Here is a 17,331-nt window from a genome sequence, read left to right on the forward strand (position 1 = left end):
TCGCCCATGACCGATACCCGTACCGAAACCGACTCGATCGGCGCGATCGAAGTTCCCGCCCACGCCTATTGGGGCGCGCAGACCGAACGATCGATCGAGAATTTCCCCTTTCCTCCGTCCGAACGGATGCCAATCGGCATCGTCCATGCGCTGGCCATCGTGAAGCAGGCTGCAGCGCGGGTGAACCGTGCGCATGGGCTGGATGGCAACATCGCCGATGCGATCGACGCCGCGGCGAGCGAGGTGATCGCGGGTAAGCTCGACGACCAGTTCCCGCTGGTCATCTGGCAGACCGGCAGCGGCACCCAGTCCAACATGAACGCCAATGAAGTGATCGCCGGCCGCGCCAATGAGGCGCTGACCGGCACGCGCGGCGGGAAGGCGCCGGTCCATCCCAACGACCACGTCAACAAAGGCCAGTCTTCGAACGACAGCTTCCCGACCGCGCTGCACGTCGCGGCGGTCGTGGCGCTCAACCGCGACCTGCTGCCCGCGCTCGACCGGCTCGCGGGTTCGCTGGAGGCCAAGGCGCAGGCGTGGGCCGATATCGTCAAGATCGGCCGCACCCATTTGCAGGATGCGACGCCGCTGACGCTGGGGCAGGAATTTTCGGGCTATGTCGCGCAGTTGCACGATGCGAAGCGGCGACTGCAGGCGGCTGAGGGCGACCTGTTGCGACTGGCGCAGGGTGGAACAGCGGTCGGCACCGGGCTGAACGCCGCGCCCGGCTTCGCCGAGGCGGTCGCTGCCGAGATCGCATCGATCACCGGCCACGCCTTCGTCACGGCGCCCAACAAGTTCGAGGCGCTGGCGTCGAACGATCCGCTGGTTCAGCTGTCGGGGACACTCAATACGCTGGCGGTAGCGCTGACCAAGATCGCGAACGACATCCGCCTGCTGGGGTCGGGACCGCGTTCCGGGCTGGGCGAGATCGATCTGCCCGCCAACGAACCCGGCAGCTCGATCATGCCGGGCAAGGTCAACCCGACCCAGTGCGAGATGCTGACGATGGTCGCGGCGCAGGTAATGGGCAACCATCTGTCGGTCACCGTCGGGGGCATGCAGGGGCATCTCGAACTCAATGTCTTCAAGCCGTTGATCGGCGCGGCGGTGCTGCGCTCGATCGATCTGCTTTCGATCGGCATGGCCAGCTTTGCCGAGCGTTGTGTCGACGGGATCGAGCCGAACCGTGCGCGGATCGGCGAACTGGTCGAACGGTCGCTGATGCTGGTCACCGCGCTGGCTCCTGAAATCGGCTATGACAATGCCGCTAGGATCGCCAAGCACGCGCATGGCAAGGGGCTCACGCTGCGTGAGGCGGGGTTGGCGCTGGGGCTGGTCGATGAGGCCACGTTCGACCGGCTGGTCCGGCCGGAGACGATGGTCGGATAGCGGCGATCGCCGATCGCTTTCCTACACGGTGAACGGATGCCATGCTGCGTGCTGGGGGGTGTTGTCCCGAGGCGGTTTGCCATGGTTTGACGATCATGGTGCGCGACGCTGCGAAAACGCGGCGAGTGTGAACTTAGTGAACTTTGGCGTCGGCGATGGGGTGGACGCGTGGGGACGCCGGTGTCGCAACAGGGAACATCCCGGCCGGTCCTGCGCTGTATCCGTATAACTTCAGCGAGGTGACAATGGGTGCGACGACGATAGGGGCACTGGTCGGAGCGGCGATCGACAAGATGAGCGGCGACGACGATTCGAGCGTGGATGGCGCGATCAAGGGTGCCATCGTCGCCAATGTCCTGAAAGTCGTGGTTCCCATGGCCGTGACCTACGCGGTCGGCTGGGCCGTGTTGCGCGGCGCGGCCGAACTGAAGGAGCAAATCTTTGAAACGGAGGATGCAGCATGATCGGACGGATTATCGGTGCGCTCGTCGGGCGTGAGATGGATCGCCGCGACGGTCGCGGTGGTGCGAAGGGTGCTGCAATGGGCTGGTTCGCCGGCAGCGCGATGCGCCGCATGGGGCCGCTCGGCATGATTCTGGGCGGCGGCTATGTGGCCAAGAAGGCCTATGAGCGGCGCAAGCTGGACAAGATGCGACGCGGCTGGTGACGCGTGCCCGGTCCGCCGCGCGCGGACCGGTGCCGGACGGGGTGATCTGCGACCGGCCGGATGGACCTCCACTTGCCGTGGACTCGAGCAAGGGGCGATGGCTTTGTGCCGTCGCCCCTTGACGCCGCGCGTCCGGCCGCGCGAAGAGGCCGGTCCATGAGCCATCTGCCAGACCCCGACCTCCACGGCTTCAAGCGCCGGGGCGTGTTGTTCGTCCTGTCGTCCCCCTCGGGCGCGGGCAAATCGACCATCGCCCGCAAATTGCTGGCCGCCGAGGACGATCTGTCGATGTCGGTATCGGCGACGACCCGTGACCCGCGGCCCGGCGAAGTCGACGGCAAGGACTATCATTTCGTCGATCTCGAGGAATTCCGGCGCATGGTGTCGGACCATGAGTTCCTCGAATGGGCGCACGTCTTCGACAACCGCTACGGCACGCCGCGTGCGCCGGTCGAGGCGATGCTGAGCGCGGGCAAGGACGTACTGTTCGATATCGACTGGCAGGGCGCGCAGCAGTTGTTCCAGATCGCGGGCGGCGACGTGGTGCGCGTCTTCATCCTGCCGCCGTCGATGGCCGAGTTGCGCCAGCGGCTGGTATCGCGCAACACCGACAGCGCGGAGGTGATCGAGCGCCGCATGGCGCGTGCCGCCGCCGAGGTCAGCCACTGGGACGGCTATGACTATGTGCTGGTCAACGACGATGCCGAGGATTGCTTCCGCAAGGTGCAGAACATCCTCGCCGCCGAACGCCTCCGCCGCTCGCGCCAGACGGGGCTGATCGGCTTCATCCGCAAGCTGATGCGCGCGCCCGGCGAGTAAGGGCGGTCGGATCGCGGTGATCGGCGCTTTGCGCTTAGACCCGAGCGTCATCCCAGCGGAGGCTGGGATCTCCCGGTAGCGAAGCGCGTGCCTCGCAACGGGAGGCCCCAGCCTGCGCTGGGCGACGTGGCCGTCCAAATGGATCAGAAAACCTGGGCTCTTCTGTCACCCCGGATCAAGTCCGAGGTGACGGCCTCACAGCCGTGATCGATGATCGATCAAGTCCTACCGAAACGCCCCGATCTCCGAGACGGCGATCGCCGGTGCCGGGACCGCGGGTTGCGGGAAGGTGAAGCGTATATAACGCGCGGCGCGGGGCGTCGTGAACGGCAGCCGCTGCGTCGCTCGGGCGTAGTTGATGTTCTGGAACTCGCCGGTGCCGCCCGGTGTCCAGTTCTTTCCGTCTGCGCTGGTTTCGACGACGTACTTCATCGGCGGTGCTGCCTGCGGGTCGACATGGCGGGTCGGCGTCAGGGTGAAGCCGGCTAGCGTCTCACTGCGGCCCATGTCGATGGTCAGCTTCGCCGGAGCCTTGCTGGTCCAGGCGGTGCGCGGGGAGGCGTCGAGCAACGCTTCGCCGCCGGGTGCGCTGGCGGCGGTCACCTTCCATCCCGCACGGTCGACGATGCTGGCGTCGGTGACTTTCAGCGGCGGCAGGTCGATCGGCGCGACCGAGCGGAACAGCGCAAATTCGCGCAGCGCCGGGCCGGCTTCGGCGGTGACGGTGCGGAAACGGACGCGGCGCGGGCTGATCGGGGCGGGCAGGCGGACGAGGCGCTGTGGGCCGACCATGTCCTTTTCGGCGACCGTGGTCCATGCGTCGCCGCCGTCGGACACGTCTATCGCGAAGCGGGTGACACGCAGGCCGAGCGGCAGCCATTCCTGCAGTCGCACGGTGTCGAAGCTGCGGCCGGGTGGGAGGTCTAGGACGATCGACGCGTCCTTGGCGTCGGCGGGGGCGAGCCAGAAGGTGTCGAGGCGGCCGTCGTTGACGTGGCGGGCGGTGCTGCCGGTGTCGGCGCTGGCGGTGGCGATCGCGCCGTCGGCCTGATTGTTGGCGAAGGTTGCGCGCAACGCGTTGCCGAAGGCGGTCAGGCTGGCGACGTCGCGGTCGTGGATGCGGCCGCGGCGATCGGGAGGCAGGTTAAGGTGGAAGGTGGTGCCATGCCCGACCGATTGATCGTACATCTCCATGATTTTGCTGGGTAATTTTACCTGCGCGTCCTCATCGGCATGGTAGAACCAGCCCGGCCGGATCGAGACGTTGGTTTCCGCCGGCCACCAGAGTTCGGCGCCGCGCACGCCGGTATTGCCCTTGGCCTGGTCGTACGGTTCGTTGGGCATGGTCGGCCAGCAGGGGTCGGCGGCATGGCCGTCCTCGTTGCCGACCCAGCGGATGTCGGCGCCCAGCGGATCGAAGGTGCAGGCATCGGGTTGCAGCCGGTGGACCAGCGCGACGATCGAGGGCCAGTTATAATATTGAACCGCATCGATTTTCCGCGTCTCGCGCGCGCCGCCATAATAGCCGTCGCCGCCGTTCGCGCCGTCGAACCACACCTCAAACAGCTTGCCGTAGCGGGTGCAGAGTTCGGTCAGCTGCGCGCGGTAATAGGTGATGTAGCTGGGCGTGCCGTAATCGGCTCGGTTGCGGTCCCAGGGTGACAGATAGACGCCGAAGTTGATCCCGCCGCGCCGGCATGCCTGTTCCAGCTCGCCGACGATGTCGCCTTTCCCTTGTTTATAGGGAGAATTCCGGATGCAATGCTCCGTCAACATCGTCGGCCACAGGCAAAAGCCGTCATGATGCTTGGCGGTCAGGATCAGGCCGGTCAGGCCGCCCGCCTTGGCCGCCGCGACGATCTGGTCGGGGTCGAAATCGGTCGGGTTGAACAGCTTGGGATCCTCGTCGCCATAGCCCCATTCCTTGTCGGTATAGGTGTTGATCGAGAAATGGATGAAACCGTACTGGCGATGGTCGTGCCATTTGAGCTGGCGTGGCGAGGGGGTAGCGCCCCACGGTGCGGGCAGGGCGGGTGCGCCGGGGGTGATCGCGCTACGCGGGGTGCAGGCGGCGGCACCGGCGATCAGGCTGCTGCCCATCAGGCTGCGGCGGGAAAATGTCATTGCTCTGCTCCGGGGGCTTTTGATTCGGGGACAAGGGGTTCGGGTATCAGCCAGGTCTGCGCGATCTGATGACCGCGCCCGCCGCCGCCGATGTTGGCGGGGCGGTGCCATTCGAGGGTCAGCGCGCCACCGGCGGTGAGGCGTTGCGGGATGGCGGTCTCGACGGTTTCGCGGTCGCCATGGCGCGGGCGGAAGGGGTGAAGTTCGACGCCGTTGCCGGTGAGCCGCATCGGCAGCGCATAGTCCTCCCCCGCCCAGCGTGCGACCAGGCGGTAGCGGCGACCGCGCTCCAGCCCGGTGTAGCGCAGCCGCATCGGGGTTTCGTACAGCCCCTCGGCATAGCTGAGATCGGCCATGCGCCAGCCCTGATCGGGAATATGGTCGGCGACACCATCGATCGCGCTTTCCATCGATTGCGGGTCGGCATCGAAGCCCGGCCCCCGCACCAGATGCGGTTCGGCGGTCGGGTCGCCCAGATCGTCGTACAGCGCCATGTCGCGGGTCCGCCATGGGTCGCCGATCGCATAGAGGCGGGCGGCGGCGTCGGGCCGGGTGAGCGCCTGCGCCATCTCGCCCTCGACGACGGTGCGGTCGTTGAGCTCGATATCGGCGCGGTCGAGGTTCGCGCCGCGTTCCCAATGCGACGCGCCGTGGCGCGCCACCGACAGCTGCATCCGTGCGCGCTGCCACAGCCGGTCGGCGATGGCGGTCAGGTCGGCGCGCAAGGGCGCGACGATCGCCGGTTCGGGGCGGGCATAGGCGAAGCGGGCGGCGACGGCGGCGGGCTCGGCCCCGGTCGCAGGCGCCTGTCGCAGCGTCCAGAACGCCTCGCCCTGCGCGGCCTTCGCCGCGATCAGGCGGTGGCGGACCAGCGCGTCATAGGTGGCGCGGTAGCGATACAGGTCGATGCGCCAGTCGGCCCAGCGCGCCGGGCGGATGGTGCCCACCAGTCGCAGCGTGGCGTCGATCCCGGCATTGGCCGACGGATCACCGCGCCAGTTGCTTTCCAGCGCGAGGGGGACGGCGGCGAAGGCCATGTCGCCGACGAACATCCGCGCATAGTCCTGTGCGACCTCGCTCGCCGGGGTGGCGGGATTCCAGCCGAGGCGGAACCACTGGGTCACGTTCCAGTCGTCGTTGACGCCCTCGCTATAGGAGACGAAGCCGCGCGTCTGCGGCGCGAGATGGGCGAAGATGCGGTCGGTCGCCGCAGGGCGCGGGTTCACCGGTTCGCGGCCTTCGGTGAGCGCGAAGGCGGGGTGCCAGTCGGGGATCGGGAATTGCGCGTGCATCGTGTGCGCGGTGTCGGGATAGGTTTCGATGGGGTACCGTCCGGCGATGCGGCGGCGATGCTCGGCGATGCCGTCGCGGGTCTGCGGGCCGACGAAGATCGCGGTCAGCCAGCGCGGGTGCTTCGCCAGTTGCACGTGGAAGGGGTCAAGGCCGGCGGCGTCGAACCCCTGGGTCGACAACAGCACTTCGGCCTTCGCGAAACGCTGGCGGAGTTTCCCGGCGATGCGCTGCGCCAGCGGAAACAGGCGGTCGGGTGCGGTATGGCCGGGGTCGCCGCCGGGGATGTAGAGCGCGTCGAGCGCCGGGAGTTTGGCGGCGAGGGTGGTGAAGTCGGCGACTTCGGCATCGGCGCTGCCGGGTTTCTCATAGTCGCGCAGCAGCGGGTAGAAAAGCGCGACGTCGAGGCCGAGCCGGTGGGTGGCTTGTGCGACGGCGATCAGCGTTTCGGTCGCGGGGAGCGGGGACAGCGGTGAGGTCGCGGCGTCGTCCGATACTGGCGCGACGAACTGGATGCGGTTGCCGCCGAGGAGCGCGAAATCCTCGATCCGGCGGGTGAGCATGGGGACCGTCCATGCATCGTAGCTGTTGTTCTTGGCGCGGTAGCCGATCTGGGTGCCGCGGATCGCCATGGCGGGGGCGTCGGTGATGTGGGCCGGGGCGGTCAGGGTGAGGTCGTCGAGATGACGCAGCAGCCAGCCGGCGGCGTAGAGGCGCGCGCGGGTGGTCGCGGCGCGGATGGTGATCGCGCGCGGGGTGGTGGTGATGGTGAAGGCTTCGGGGGCGAGCTTTGCCGATAGGAAGGTGATCGACACACGCGTCATCCCAGCAAAGGCTGGGATATCCCGGTTGTCGGGCGGGACAAGAGCCGCGGGAGGCCCCAGCCTGCGCTGGGGCGACGGTCTGGGGCGGAGGTTTGCTCCGGGTCGGGTTGTCGTCCGCCCCGCCATGTCGTCATTCCGGCGGAGGCCGGAATCCAGTTTGTCGGGCGTTCTCGGCTCGTTCGCTGCCGTTTCCCCTTCCGCGGATCCCGGCTTTCGCCGGGATGACGGGGCGCAGACGGCGCCGCGCTCGGCCAGCCGCTCGCGCAGTATCTGCACTGCCGGGTCGGTGCCGACGACGCATGCGGCGTCCAGCGGCACGACTACCGGCACGGCGGTGGCAAGGATCGTGACGAGGATCACCGGGTGCCCGGCCGATCCTCACGGCGCTGCCCGAACGCCTTGTTCGGGGTCGCCGACATGTCGAACACCAGCCGTCCGCCCTTCGCCAGATCGGCATGCGCGATCCAGCTTTTGGTCCATGGCCGGCCGTTCCACGTCACGCTGCGGACATAGGGGCGGTCGGGGGCGTTGCCGCGCGCCTCGACTACCAGCTTGCGCCCGCCGCCGACCCGCACGGTCGCGCGGTCGAACAATGGCGAGCCCAGCACATAGGTCGCGCTGACCGGATCGACCGGGTAGAAGCCCAATGCCGAGAGCAGATACCATGCGCTCATCTGGCCGCAATCGTCGTTGCCGATGATGCCGTCGGGGCGGTCGTGATACATTTCGGTCAGCAGGCGGCGGACCATCGCCTGCGTCTTATACGGCGCGCCGCAATAGGCGTACATATAGGCGACGTGGTGGCTGGGTTCGTTGCCATGGGCATATTGCCCGACCAGTCCCGAGATATCGGGCGGGGCGTCGGCGGGCAGTTCGGACGAGGCGCTGAACAGCCCGTCGAGCTTCGCCTCGAACGCGGCATCGCCGCCCATCGCCGCGATCAGGCCGTAGATATCGTGCTGGTTGAGGAAGGTCGCCTGCCAGCTGTTGCTTTCGGTATAGTCGCGCCACCTCTTCATATGGCCGATGCCGTTGGGGGCGAAGGGTTCGGCCCAGCGCCCATCGGCCAGCCGTGCGCGGGCAAAGCCGAGCTTGGCGTCGAACACGTTGCGCCAGTTGCCCGACCGCTTGCGCAGCCGCGCCGCGCCGGCGGCATCGCCCGCCGCATCGGCGATGAACGCGCCGGCATAGTCGTCGTACGCGAACTCCAGCGTCTTCGACACGCTTTCGAAGATGCGGTCGGCGGGGGCATAGCCCAGCTCGTCATAGACCTGCACGCCGATGCTGTTGTCGAGATTGGGCGTCGTCCAGTCGAACGAGCGCTTCTTCACGCCCCCCCATGCCGCGGCATAGTCGGCGGACACACCCTTCGCGCGGGCCTCGGCGAGGACCGGAACGGAGTGCCAGCCGATCATCGTGCCGGTCTCCACCCCCTGCAACGGCCAGACGGGTGGGCCGAACGGGCTCTGCTGCGTCTGGCGGATCAGGTCGCGGGTGAACGCCTGGGTCAGCGTCGGGCGGATCAGTGTCTGGAGCGGATGGAAGGCGCGATAGGTGTCCCACAGCGAATAGGCGCTGTAGGCAGCATCACCCTTCGGCACGCTATGCGTCTGTCGGTCGAGACCGATATAGCGACCGTCGACGTCGGAGAAGAGCGTCGGGCCGATCGAGGCATGGTAGAGCGCCGAGGCGGCGACGGTGCGCTGCTGTTCGGTGCCGCCTTCGAAGCGCATCAGGTCCATTTCGCGCGCCCATGCCGTGCGCGCGGCGCGGGCGTAGCGGTCGAAGTCCCAGTGCCTGGCTTCGGCGGCGAGGTTCGCCTTCGCGCCGGGCAGGTCGACCGCCGAGATGCCGGTGCGGATGACGATCGGTGCGCCGCCGGCGTCGTCGTAATGGAGCACGGCCTTCAGCCGCTTGCCGGTGACGCCCTTGTTGCCGGCGGGTGCGTCGGCATCGCCGAAGAACTCGACCCGGTCGGGCCGGCGCGACAACTGCATCGCGAAGAAGATGCGGCGGCCCTTGGCCCAGCGGAACACGCGGCGGGTGCCGGTGATGCTGCCATCGGCTTCGAGGGTCAGCGCGGCCTCGTCGATATAGGGGCGCTGGTTGGGGCCCTCCAGCACAAGGTGCGACAGGTCGATCAGGATATGGCCGGGGCCGGCGGGAAAGCGGTGGCGGTGGATGCCGGTGCGCTCGGTCACGGTCAGTTCGGAGCGGACGCCGCTTTCGAGGGTGACGGCGTAATAGCCGGGTTCGGCAACTTCGTCCTTGAAGCGCTGGCGATAGCCCTTGTCGGGATCGTCGAGCGGGCCGCCCTCCAACAACACCGGCCCGCGCGTCGGCACGACCAGTATGTCGAGCATGTCGCCGATGCCAGTGCCCGACAGATGCGTGTGGCTGAACCCCAGGATCGACGTGTCGTCCTTGTGGTAACCCGAACAGGTCGCCCAGCGCGCGGTGTCGGTGTCGGGCGACAGCTGGACCATCCCGAACGGCATGGTCGCGCCGGGAAAGGTATGGCCGTCGCCGCCGGTGCCGATGAACAGGTTCGGCCGGGCCGGGCGGGTCGTCGCCGCGCCGACCGGCAGCGCATCGACCAGCGCCAGCGCGGCGGTGCCGCCCAGCAGCGCGCGGCGGGAAAGGGTGGTCATTTCGGCAACTCCTGCGTGCCCGTAACGGTGAAGGCGATTTCCTGTCCGGGCGAGGTGCCCGGCTGGCCGCCGCCGACGAACAGGCGATAGGCGCCGGGGCGGACCGCGCGGGTGCCGTCGAGTGCCACGGTGCTGAGCATCCGCGGGTCGAGGGTGAAGGTCACCGTCTTCGCCTGTCCGGGCTTGAGCGCGACGCGCTGGAACCCGGTGAGGCTGTGGCGCAGCACCGGATCGTTCCACGCGCCGATCTTGTTGAGCGCGGGCGGCGCGATCAGATAGGCCTGCGCGACCTCTTCGCCGGCGCGTTTGCCGGTGTTGGTGACGCGGGCGGTGACGGTGAGCGGCTGGCCGGCGGTCAGCGTCGTTGGCGCCTTGGCGTCGCTATAGGCGTAGCTGGTGTAGCTCAGGCCATGGCCGAAGCCCCACAGCGGGGTGCCGTCGAAATAGCGGTAGGTGCGGCCCTTCATGTTGTAGTCGACGAAGGCGGGGAGGTCGCTGGTCCTGGCGTAGAAGGTGACCGGCAGGCGGCCCGAGGGGTTGGTCGTGCCGTCGAGGACGTCGGCGATGGCGGTGCCGCCGACTTCGCCCGGATACCAGCCGGCGACGATCGCGTCGGCGTGGGTCTTGGCCCATTCCATCGCCACCGCGCTGCCCGACAGCAGGACGACGACCAGCGGCTTGCCCGATGCCTTGACCGCTTCGAGCAACTGCTGCTGCGCTTGCGGCAGGGCGATGTCGGTGCGGTCGCCACCCGAGAAGCCGGCGACTTCGAGGCGGAGTGCCTCGCCCTCGACGGCGGGGGAGAGGCCGACGAACGCTACCACGGCGTCGGCATTCTGGGCGGAGGCGACGGCCTGTGCGCGCTGCGGATCGGCGGGGGCGATCCATGTCAGGCGGATGCTGTCGTCGGTGCTGGCATGGGTCAGGTCGAGGCGGAAGGGCTTGGGGGCCGTGTCGGCGAAGTTGAACACCGCCTCCATCCGTTCGGACTTGCTGTCATTGGCCGCGCCCTCGACGGCGGCGGTGCCTGTAGCGGTCAGCACGTCCTTGCCATCGACCCACAGCTTCACGCTGTCGCGGCCCGAACATTTGTCCCAGCAGCGGTTGATGTCGATGCGCAGTGTGTAGCGGCCCGGCCCCGGCGGGGTCAGCGTGCCGCTCCAGCGCACGCCGTAGCGGTCTACGGGGAGCTTGGGCGTCGGGCTGGTGCGGGCCCAGTTGAAATCGATCGTACGATCGGTGCGGGTGAGGACCGGGGTGCCGGACATCGCCGGATCGGCGAAGAACTCGGCCTTCAGTCCCGGTCCGAAGGCGGTCTGCGGCACGACCAGCGGCACGCCGTCGGCCAGCGTCGATCCTTGCGCATAGGTTACCGCGAAGCGATCGGTCAGGCCGTTGAGCGGGGTCACCGGATCGGCGGAGGTGCCGTTGTAATTGGCCTCCAGTACGTCGAGGCTGTCGGCATTGGGGCCGACGACTGCGATCTTCGCACCACGCTTCAGCGGCAGGACGCCGTTGTTCTGGAGCAGCACCAGCGACTTGCGCGCCGCCTCCAGCGCCAGCGCGCGGTGCGCGGAGGTGTGGAGCGCGCTGGCGGGGATCGAGTCCCAGCGGCTTTTGGTGCCGAAGGCGTCGCCCAGCCGCTTGCGTACCTCGAAGGTACGCTCCAGCGCGCGGTCGACCACCGCCGGCGTCGTCAGCCCGCGTTCGAGCGCGCGGGGGAGCGCGGCGTAGGCGCTGCCGCAATTCAGGTCCATGCCGGCGTTGATCGCGGCGGCGGAGCCGGCGGCGTTGTCGAGCGCATAGCGCTGGTAATGCGCGATGTTCCCGATCGCGTCGCAGTCGGACACGACGAGGCCGTTCCAGCCCCAGTCGCGCCGCAGCCGTTCGTTGAACAGCCACCCTGCGGCGCAGACCGGCACGCCGTGGATGCCGTTATAGGCGCACATCACCGACTGCGCTTTTCCTTCGGTCAGCGCGCGGCGGAAGGCGGGGAGGTAGGTCGCCTCCATGTCATAGGGCGCGGTCTGGACGCTGAACGCGTCGCGGCCCGCCTCCGGCCCGCTATGCGCGACCAGATGCTTCGGCGTGGCGATGACGCGCGGTTGCAGCGGGTCGGGCCCTTGCAGCCCGCGGACATAGCCGACCGCCATCGCGCCGGTCAGCACCGGGTCCTCGCCATAGGTTTCCATGCCGCGACCCCAGCGCGGATCGCGGAAGATGTTGATGTTGGGCGACCAGATCGTCAGCCCCTCGTACCGCCGCCGGTTCCTGCCCGGCAGTGCGTTGTATTTGGCGCGCGCCTCGGTCGACACGACGGTGCCGATCCGCTCCATCAGCGGCGCGTCCCATGTCGCCGCCAGCCCGATCGCCTGCGGGAACACGGTGGCGACGCCATTGCGCGCCAGGCCGTGCAGCGCCTCGTTCCAATAGTCATAGGCTGGCAGCACATCGCCCTGCGCGGGGGCGGTGCTCTGCAACTGCGCTGCCTTTTCCGCCGGAGTCATTGCGGCGATGGTCGCGGCGATCTGCGGGTCGGGTTCGGCCGTACCGGCGAGGAGCGCAAGGAGGAGACTCACTTGGCGGCCCCCAGCGTTTGCAGGCGCAGCGCTTTCTTGAGGGTCCCGGTCGATGCATTGCCGGTGATCGTCACCGTCACGCTTTCGCCGGGCAGCAGGTCGAGGAAATTGTCCGACGCCTGCACGTCGAGCGTGCCGAAGCCGATCCACAGCGCGCGGGCGAGGCGTTTGGCGGTGACGGTCAGCGCGGGCTTGCCGTCGAGCGTCGACCAGCTGGTCGTTAGGCCCGGATCGGGCAGCGCCATCGCCTTTTCGGGCACGCCGGTTACCAGTGCGCGCGACGCGACCGCGCCGTCGACCAGCAGTTCGACCACGCCGACGCTGCGCTTCGGATCGGCGCCCTTGAACAGGTCGGCATCGGTGATCGTCGCGACCTTCGTCGCCGACAGCGCGGGCAACTGGATCGCGGCTTCGTGACTCATGGTGGTGCGGCCGTCGACGTCGATCGTCCGCACCCGCCAGCGCGCGGTGACCGGCACGGTGCGGTCGGAGATCAGCGACACGTCGGTCGTGCCGTTCTCGCGACGCCCGGCCGACACCGCCAGCGGCGCGAAGAAGCGGCGTGCGGCGAAGTGCAGCGCCTTCCACCGGCCATAATAGTCGATGCTCGACCACGACGCGCCGGGCCACACGTCGTTCAGCTGCCAGTAGAGCGTGCCGCTGGTCACCGGGCGGCAGGCGCGGTGGTGGAGCGCGCCGAGCTGGATCCCGTCGGCCTGCATCACTTGGCTGAGATAGACGAAGTCGGCGAAGTCGCGTGGGGTCCGGTAGCGCATCCGGATATAGTCAAGCAGCCGCTGCTGCCCCGCGCCCTTCAGGAACTTCTGGTGTGCGGTCATGACCGGCGAGTCGACTGCCAGATCCCTGGCATCGGCGAACTTGGCGATGGTCGCCATGTCGGGCATCGCCTGCAGCCCATATTCGGACATGAAGCGCGGGCAGCTGTCGAGATAGGCGGTGGCTGGCTTCTTGCCGCCCCACACGTCCCAATAATGGCGATCGCCATTGGCGTCCTGATCGGGCTTGCCCTCGTAATTGGCGCTGGGCGAGCCGGGCCAGTACGGCACGTCGGCGTCGCGGCGTTCGGCGGCGTCGCGCAGCACGCGGTCGAACAGGATCGCCATGCCGACGCCGATCCGCTCCTGTTCGTCGGCACCGACGCGCTTTTTGTACGCGGTACGGTCGCTCCAGCCTTCCCAGCCCGACAGCACTTCGTTGTTGCCCGACCACAGCACGATCGAGGGATGCGCCTGCACCCGGTCGACCTGTTCCTCCGCCTCGATCTTCACCGTCTCGCGGTATTCAGGGTCATAGGGGGTGATCGCGCCACCGAACATGAAGTCGGACCAGATCATCAGCCCCAGCCGGTCGGCGGTGTCGAAGAAGCTGTCGGGCAGATACATGCCGCCGCCCCAGATGCGCAGCATGTTCATGTTCGCCGCCTGCGCGTCGGACAGGATTTTCGCCATGTACGTGTGGGTGACTCGGGGCCCGAAACTGTCGAACGGGATCAGGTTCGCGCCCTTGGCGAACACGGGGATGCCGTTGATGCGGAACAGCATGCCGCGGCCGATCGCGTCCTTTTCACGGACCAGTTCGACGGTGCGGATGCCGGTCGAGCGCTGCTGCCGGTCGACGACTTCCCCGTCCAGCCGCGCTTCGGTGGCGACGGTGTAGAGCGGCTGCGCGCCATAGCCCGCCGGATACCACAGCTTCGGATTGGCGATGGCTACGGACACGCTCACCCGGTTTTCGCCTGCCGTCACCGCGACGCTGCGGCTGGCGCGGACGGCGGTGCCGTCGGGACCGGTGACGATCGCGTCGACCTGTACCGTCGCCGGGCGATCGGCGACGATGGTGACGTCGGCCGACAGCCGCGCCTCGGCGGGCGTCACCGCCTCCTGCTGCACGCGCAGGATATCGATGCGGGCATCGTCCCATGCGTCGATGCGGACCGGACCGTTGGGACCGACGTTCAGGATGCGGGGACCCCAGTCCCAGCCATAATGATATTTCGGCTTGCGGATATAGGGCGAGGTCTGGCGCGCCTCGGGCTCGTCGCCCGCGGTCGAATCATATTCGCCGGGCAGGGGGTTTTCGAGCTTGGCGACCATCGGCTTCAGCACGCCGAGCGGCGATTTGAACGCGATGCGGATGTCGTTGGCGCCGGCCTTCAACAATGGTTTCGCGTCGGCGCGCCAGCGGCGATGGGCATTGTCGGCGGCGAGCAGCTTCGTACCGTTCACGAACACCTCGGCAAAGGTGTCGAGCCCGTCGAATACGAGGTCGACATGGCCGCGCGCCAGCAGCGCCGGGGTGGCGTTGAGCGTGCCCTTATACTCCCAGTCGCTGCGCCCGACCCACTGGATCGTCGCTTCGTTCAGCCGGACGAACGGGTCGGGCGTGATCTTTGCCGCGATCAGGTCGGTCTGGACGGTGCCCGGCACTTTCGCCGGCAGCCAGCGGGCGGCCTTCGGATGGTCCTTTGCCGCCGCGTCACCGGGGGCGAGGCGGACCTGCCACCCCTTGTCGAGCGTCACGGTCTCGCGCGGGGCGGCCCACAGCGCGGCGGGGGCGGCGGCGAGCAGCAGGAACAGGGCAGGCTTCACTTCGCGTCTTCCAGTTGCAGCGTATCGACCGTGTAATAGGGGTCGGAGAGCGGGGAGGTGAATTGCAGGCAGACGTCGCTGTCGCCGTCCTGCTTGGCGAAGGTGCCGGTGAAGGTGAACCGGTTGGGCGCGGTGTTCGGGTCGGGCAGCGGGAAGGTCGCGGCGATCGTGCCGGTGCAGCCGCCGGTGCGCATCACCAGCTCGCCGTGCTGGGTCACCGCGAAATGCCCGCGCAGCGCCTTGAAATCATGCGCCAGGCCGTAATGGCGCGGCAGGCGGGCGACCGTCACCTTGAACGCCTGCGCCACGTCCAGCGGCATCTTCGGCGCCATGGTACAGGTGTCGAAGGTGTTGACGTTGTACGCCGGCGCATCGCCGACCTGCCCCGACACCAACGGCACGCGCAGGCCGAGCGCCCCCTTGGGACACGCCACGACATCGGCCCAGCCGGTGGCGCGCAGCAGCGCCGGTCGCGTCGCGTCGAACGCGCGCGGGGCGGCAAGCGCATGGCCGTCCTTCGCAAAGGCGGTGGCGGTCACGACCTGTCCCGGCTTCAGCGCGATCGGCGCGGCATAGGTGCGCGAACGGGCGGTCGGCGCGCTGCCGTCGGTGGTGTAGCGGATCGTACCCGCGCCGGTCTGCGTCGTCAGCGTGAGTTTTGGCGATTTGCCGCGCAACACGTCGCCTTTCGCCCCGTCCAGCGTATAGGTGACGGCGAAGGCGCTGTCCGCCGCCGCGATCCCCTGTCGTGCATAGCGCAGCATCTGCGGCTGGAGGCGTTCGACGAACCCTTTCCAGTCGCGCTTCTCGCGCGGGCTCCACGTAAATTCGGCGATCGCCGACAGGCGCGGGAAGGTGGCGTGTTCCTTCTGCTTGGCCGTCGCCAGATATTCCGACCAGCCATTGCCCTGCGCGCCCAGCACATGCGCCGCAGCCTCCGCCGTCACGCCGGGGCGGACGGGTTCATAGCCATAGACCATTTCCAGCGTCTGGAAGGTGATGCGCCCCGGCGGTTCGTCGGGCGCCGACGATTGCAGGCTGTCCAGATACAGGTTGGGTGCGGGCGACATGACGACGTCATGCCCCTTGTTCGCCGCCTCGACCGCGCCGGCCTCGCCGCGCCACGACATGACGGTCGCGCTGGTCGGGACGTCGCCCTCGAGTATCTCGTCCCAGCCGATCAGGCGGCGGTTCTTGGACGCGAGATATTTGCCGAGTTCGGAGATCATCCAGCCCTGCATCTGGTTCTCGGTCTTGAGGCCCAGCGCCTTCATCTGCGCCTGTACCTCCGGCGAGCGCTGCCACTGGTCCTTGACCGCCTCGTCGCCACCGACGTGGATGAACCGTGAGGGGAAGATGTCGATCAACTCGTCGAGGACGTTCTTGATGAAGGTCATGCTGCGTGGGCTAGGGGAGAAGAGCCACGGATTGACCCCCCAGTCATGGCCGACCGGCGGACGGTCGCCCAGCACGCCGACTTCCTCCGGATAGGCCGCGACCGCTGCCTGCGCATGACCGGGCATGTCGATTTCGGGCACGATGGTGATGCCGCGCGTGGCGGCATAGGCGACCAGTTTGCGCAGTTCGTCCTGCGTGTAGAATCCGCCGACCTTCGGTCCCGGACCGCCGCCGGCCACCGCAGGCACGCGGAAACCGCCGATCTCGGTCAGCTTCGGATAGCGCTTGATCTCGACGCGCCATCCCTGATCGTCGGTGAGGTGCAGGTGCAGCGTGTTGAGCTTCTGCGCGGCCATCGTGTCGATCACCGGATAGAGCGTGTCGATCGGCTGGAACGAGCGGGTGACGTCGACCATCAGCCCGCGCCAGCGGAAGCGCGGCGCGTCGTCGATCGTCGTCGCGGCGACGCGTACCGGGCGGCCGAACTTCGTGTCGGGGCTGAGCAATTGTGCCAGCGTCATCGCACCCCATACCAGCCCGCGGTCGCCGCTGGCGGTGATGGTGATGCCCTTGGGCGTGACGGTCAGGCGATAGGCCTCGTCCCCGGTGACCGCGGCATCGCGTACGAAGGCGATCGGGCCCTGCGCGCCGGTCGCCAGCGTCAGTCCGCGATCGGTCTTCACCCGGTCGGTCAGCAGCCGGGCGGCGGTCGCGGCGCCGGGGTCGCCCGCCGGAACGACGATGGCCGCGCCGTTCGCGATGGTGATCGAACCGCTGGCCGGTGTCATCTGCGCGGGCAGGGGGAGGAGGGGCGCGGTCTGTGCGGCGGCCGGTGCGACGATGGCCGTCGCGGCAGCCAGTGCTGCCCAGGTCAGACGATGCTTCACGCGATACTCCCCACAGTGCGACCGGCCGATCCGACCGTGTCGTATACTTTTCCGTCAGCCGGAACGAAAAACGGCCCCGGCACTGCCGGGG

Annotated in this window: 10 protein-coding genes; 4 read left to right on the top strand and 6 right to left on the bottom strand. The window is 68.2% G+C overall.

Annotated features, from left to right (window positions below):
- Positions 1-6 precede the first annotated feature (6 nt).
- The 4 genes from fumC to gmk all read left to right on the top strand — a co-directional run bounded on the left by fumC (position 7) and on the right by gmk (position 2,878).
- Positions 7-1,392: a class II fumarate hydratase gene (gene fumC / locus MF610_RS13135; protein ID WP_242197407.1), complete on the top strand. Its 1,386-nt coding sequence runs from the start codon at positions 7-9 to the stop codon at positions 1,390-1,392.
- 245 nt (positions 1,393-1,637) lie between these two features.
- On the top strand, positions 1,638-1,856 hold the full coding sequence (locus tag MF610_RS13140; protein ID WP_242197410.1) for a hypothetical protein: 219 nt from the start codon (positions 1,638-1,640) through the stop codon (positions 1,854-1,856).
- Positions 1,853-2,059 carry a hypothetical protein gene (locus MF610_RS13145; RefSeq protein ID WP_242197413.1) on the top strand — a complete coding sequence of 69 codons (207 nt, stop codon included), beginning with the start codon at positions 1,853-1,855 and terminating at the stop codon, positions 2,057-2,059. The genes MF610_RS13140 and MF610_RS13145 overlap by 4 nt, the downstream gene beginning before the upstream one ends.
- Before the next feature lie 156 nt (positions 2,060-2,215).
- Positions 2,216-2,878 (top strand): guanylate kinase, encoded by a 663-nt coding sequence (gene gmk / locus MF610_RS13150; protein WP_242197415.1) that lies wholly within the window; start codon positions 2,216-2,218, stop codon positions 2,876-2,878.
- Positions 2,879-3,103: 225 nt separating this feature from the next.
- On the opposite strand, the gene MF610_RS13155 is transcribed toward gmk, so the two are convergent.
- The 6 genes from MF610_RS13155 to MF610_RS13180 form a co-directional block, all read right to left on the bottom strand.
- Positions 3,104-5,002 (bottom strand): alpha-L-fucosidase, encoded by a 1,899-nt coding sequence (locus MF610_RS13155; RefSeq protein WP_242197417.1) that lies wholly within the window; start codon positions 5,000-5,002, stop codon positions 3,104-3,106.
- The gene (locus tag MF610_RS13160; protein WP_242197419.1) at positions 4,999-7,107 is read right to left on the bottom strand and encodes a hypothetical protein; all 2,109 of its coding nucleotides are present in this window, start codon (positions 7,105-7,107) and stop codon (positions 4,999-5,001) included. Before MF610_RS13160 ends, MF610_RS13155 begins: the two co-directional genes overlap by 4 nt.
- 365 nt (positions 7,108-7,472) lie before the next feature.
- Positions 7,473-9,767, bottom strand: a complete 2,295-nt coding sequence (locus tag MF610_RS13165; protein ID WP_242197422.1) for a GH92 family glycosyl hydrolase — start codon at positions 9,765-9,767, stop codon at positions 7,473-7,475.
- Positions 9,764-12,346: a glycoside hydrolase family 3 C-terminal domain-containing protein gene (locus MF610_RS13170; protein ID WP_242197426.1), complete on the bottom strand. Its 2,583-nt coding sequence runs from the start codon at positions 12,344-12,346 to the stop codon at positions 9,764-9,766. Before MF610_RS13170 ends, MF610_RS13165 begins: the two co-directional genes overlap by 4 nt.
- Entirely contained in the window at positions 12,343-14,955 is a 2,613-nt protein-coding gene (locus tag MF610_RS13175; RefSeq protein WP_242197428.1) for a beta-mannosidase, read from the bottom strand. The genes MF610_RS13170 and MF610_RS13175 overlap by 4 nt, the downstream gene beginning before the upstream one ends.
- On the bottom strand, positions 14,952-17,240 hold the full coding sequence (locus MF610_RS13180) for a beta-N-acetylhexosaminidase (protein WP_242197431.1): 2,289 nt from the start codon (positions 17,238-17,240) through the stop codon (positions 14,952-14,954). The genes MF610_RS13175 and MF610_RS13180 overlap by 4 nt, the downstream gene beginning before the upstream one ends.
- Positions 17,241-17,331: the final 91 nt, after the last annotated feature.

The organism is Sphingomonas hankookensis, from assembly GCF_022664465.1.
Lineage (GTDB): Bacteria > Pseudomonadota > Alphaproteobacteria > Sphingomonadales > Sphingomonadaceae > Sphingomonas > Sphingomonas hankookensis.

Bases quoted from the DNA above. Each gene is read 5' to 3' on its own strand.
- fumC (WP_242197407.1), top strand. From the start codon at position 7: ATGACCGATACCCGTACCGAAACCGACTCGATCGGCGCGATCGAAGTT.
- MF610_RS13140 (WP_242197410.1), top strand. From the start codon at position 1,638: ATGGGTGCGACGACGATAGGGGCACTGGTCGGAGCGGCGATCGACAAG.
- MF610_RS13145 (WP_242197413.1), top strand. From the start codon at position 1,853: ATGATCGGACGGATTATCGGTGCGCTCGTCGGGCGTGAGATGGATCGC.
- gmk (WP_242197415.1), top strand. From the start codon at position 2,216: ATGAGCCATCTGCCAGACCCCGACCTCCACGGCTTCAAGCGCCGGGGC.
- MF610_RS13155 (WP_242197417.1), bottom strand. From the start codon at position 5,002: ATGACATTTTCCCGCCGCAGCCTGATGGGCAGCAGCCTGATCGCCGGT.
- MF610_RS13165 (WP_242197422.1), bottom strand. From the start codon at position 9,767: ATGACCACCCTTTCCCGCCGCGCGCTGCTGGGCGGCACCGCCGCGCTG.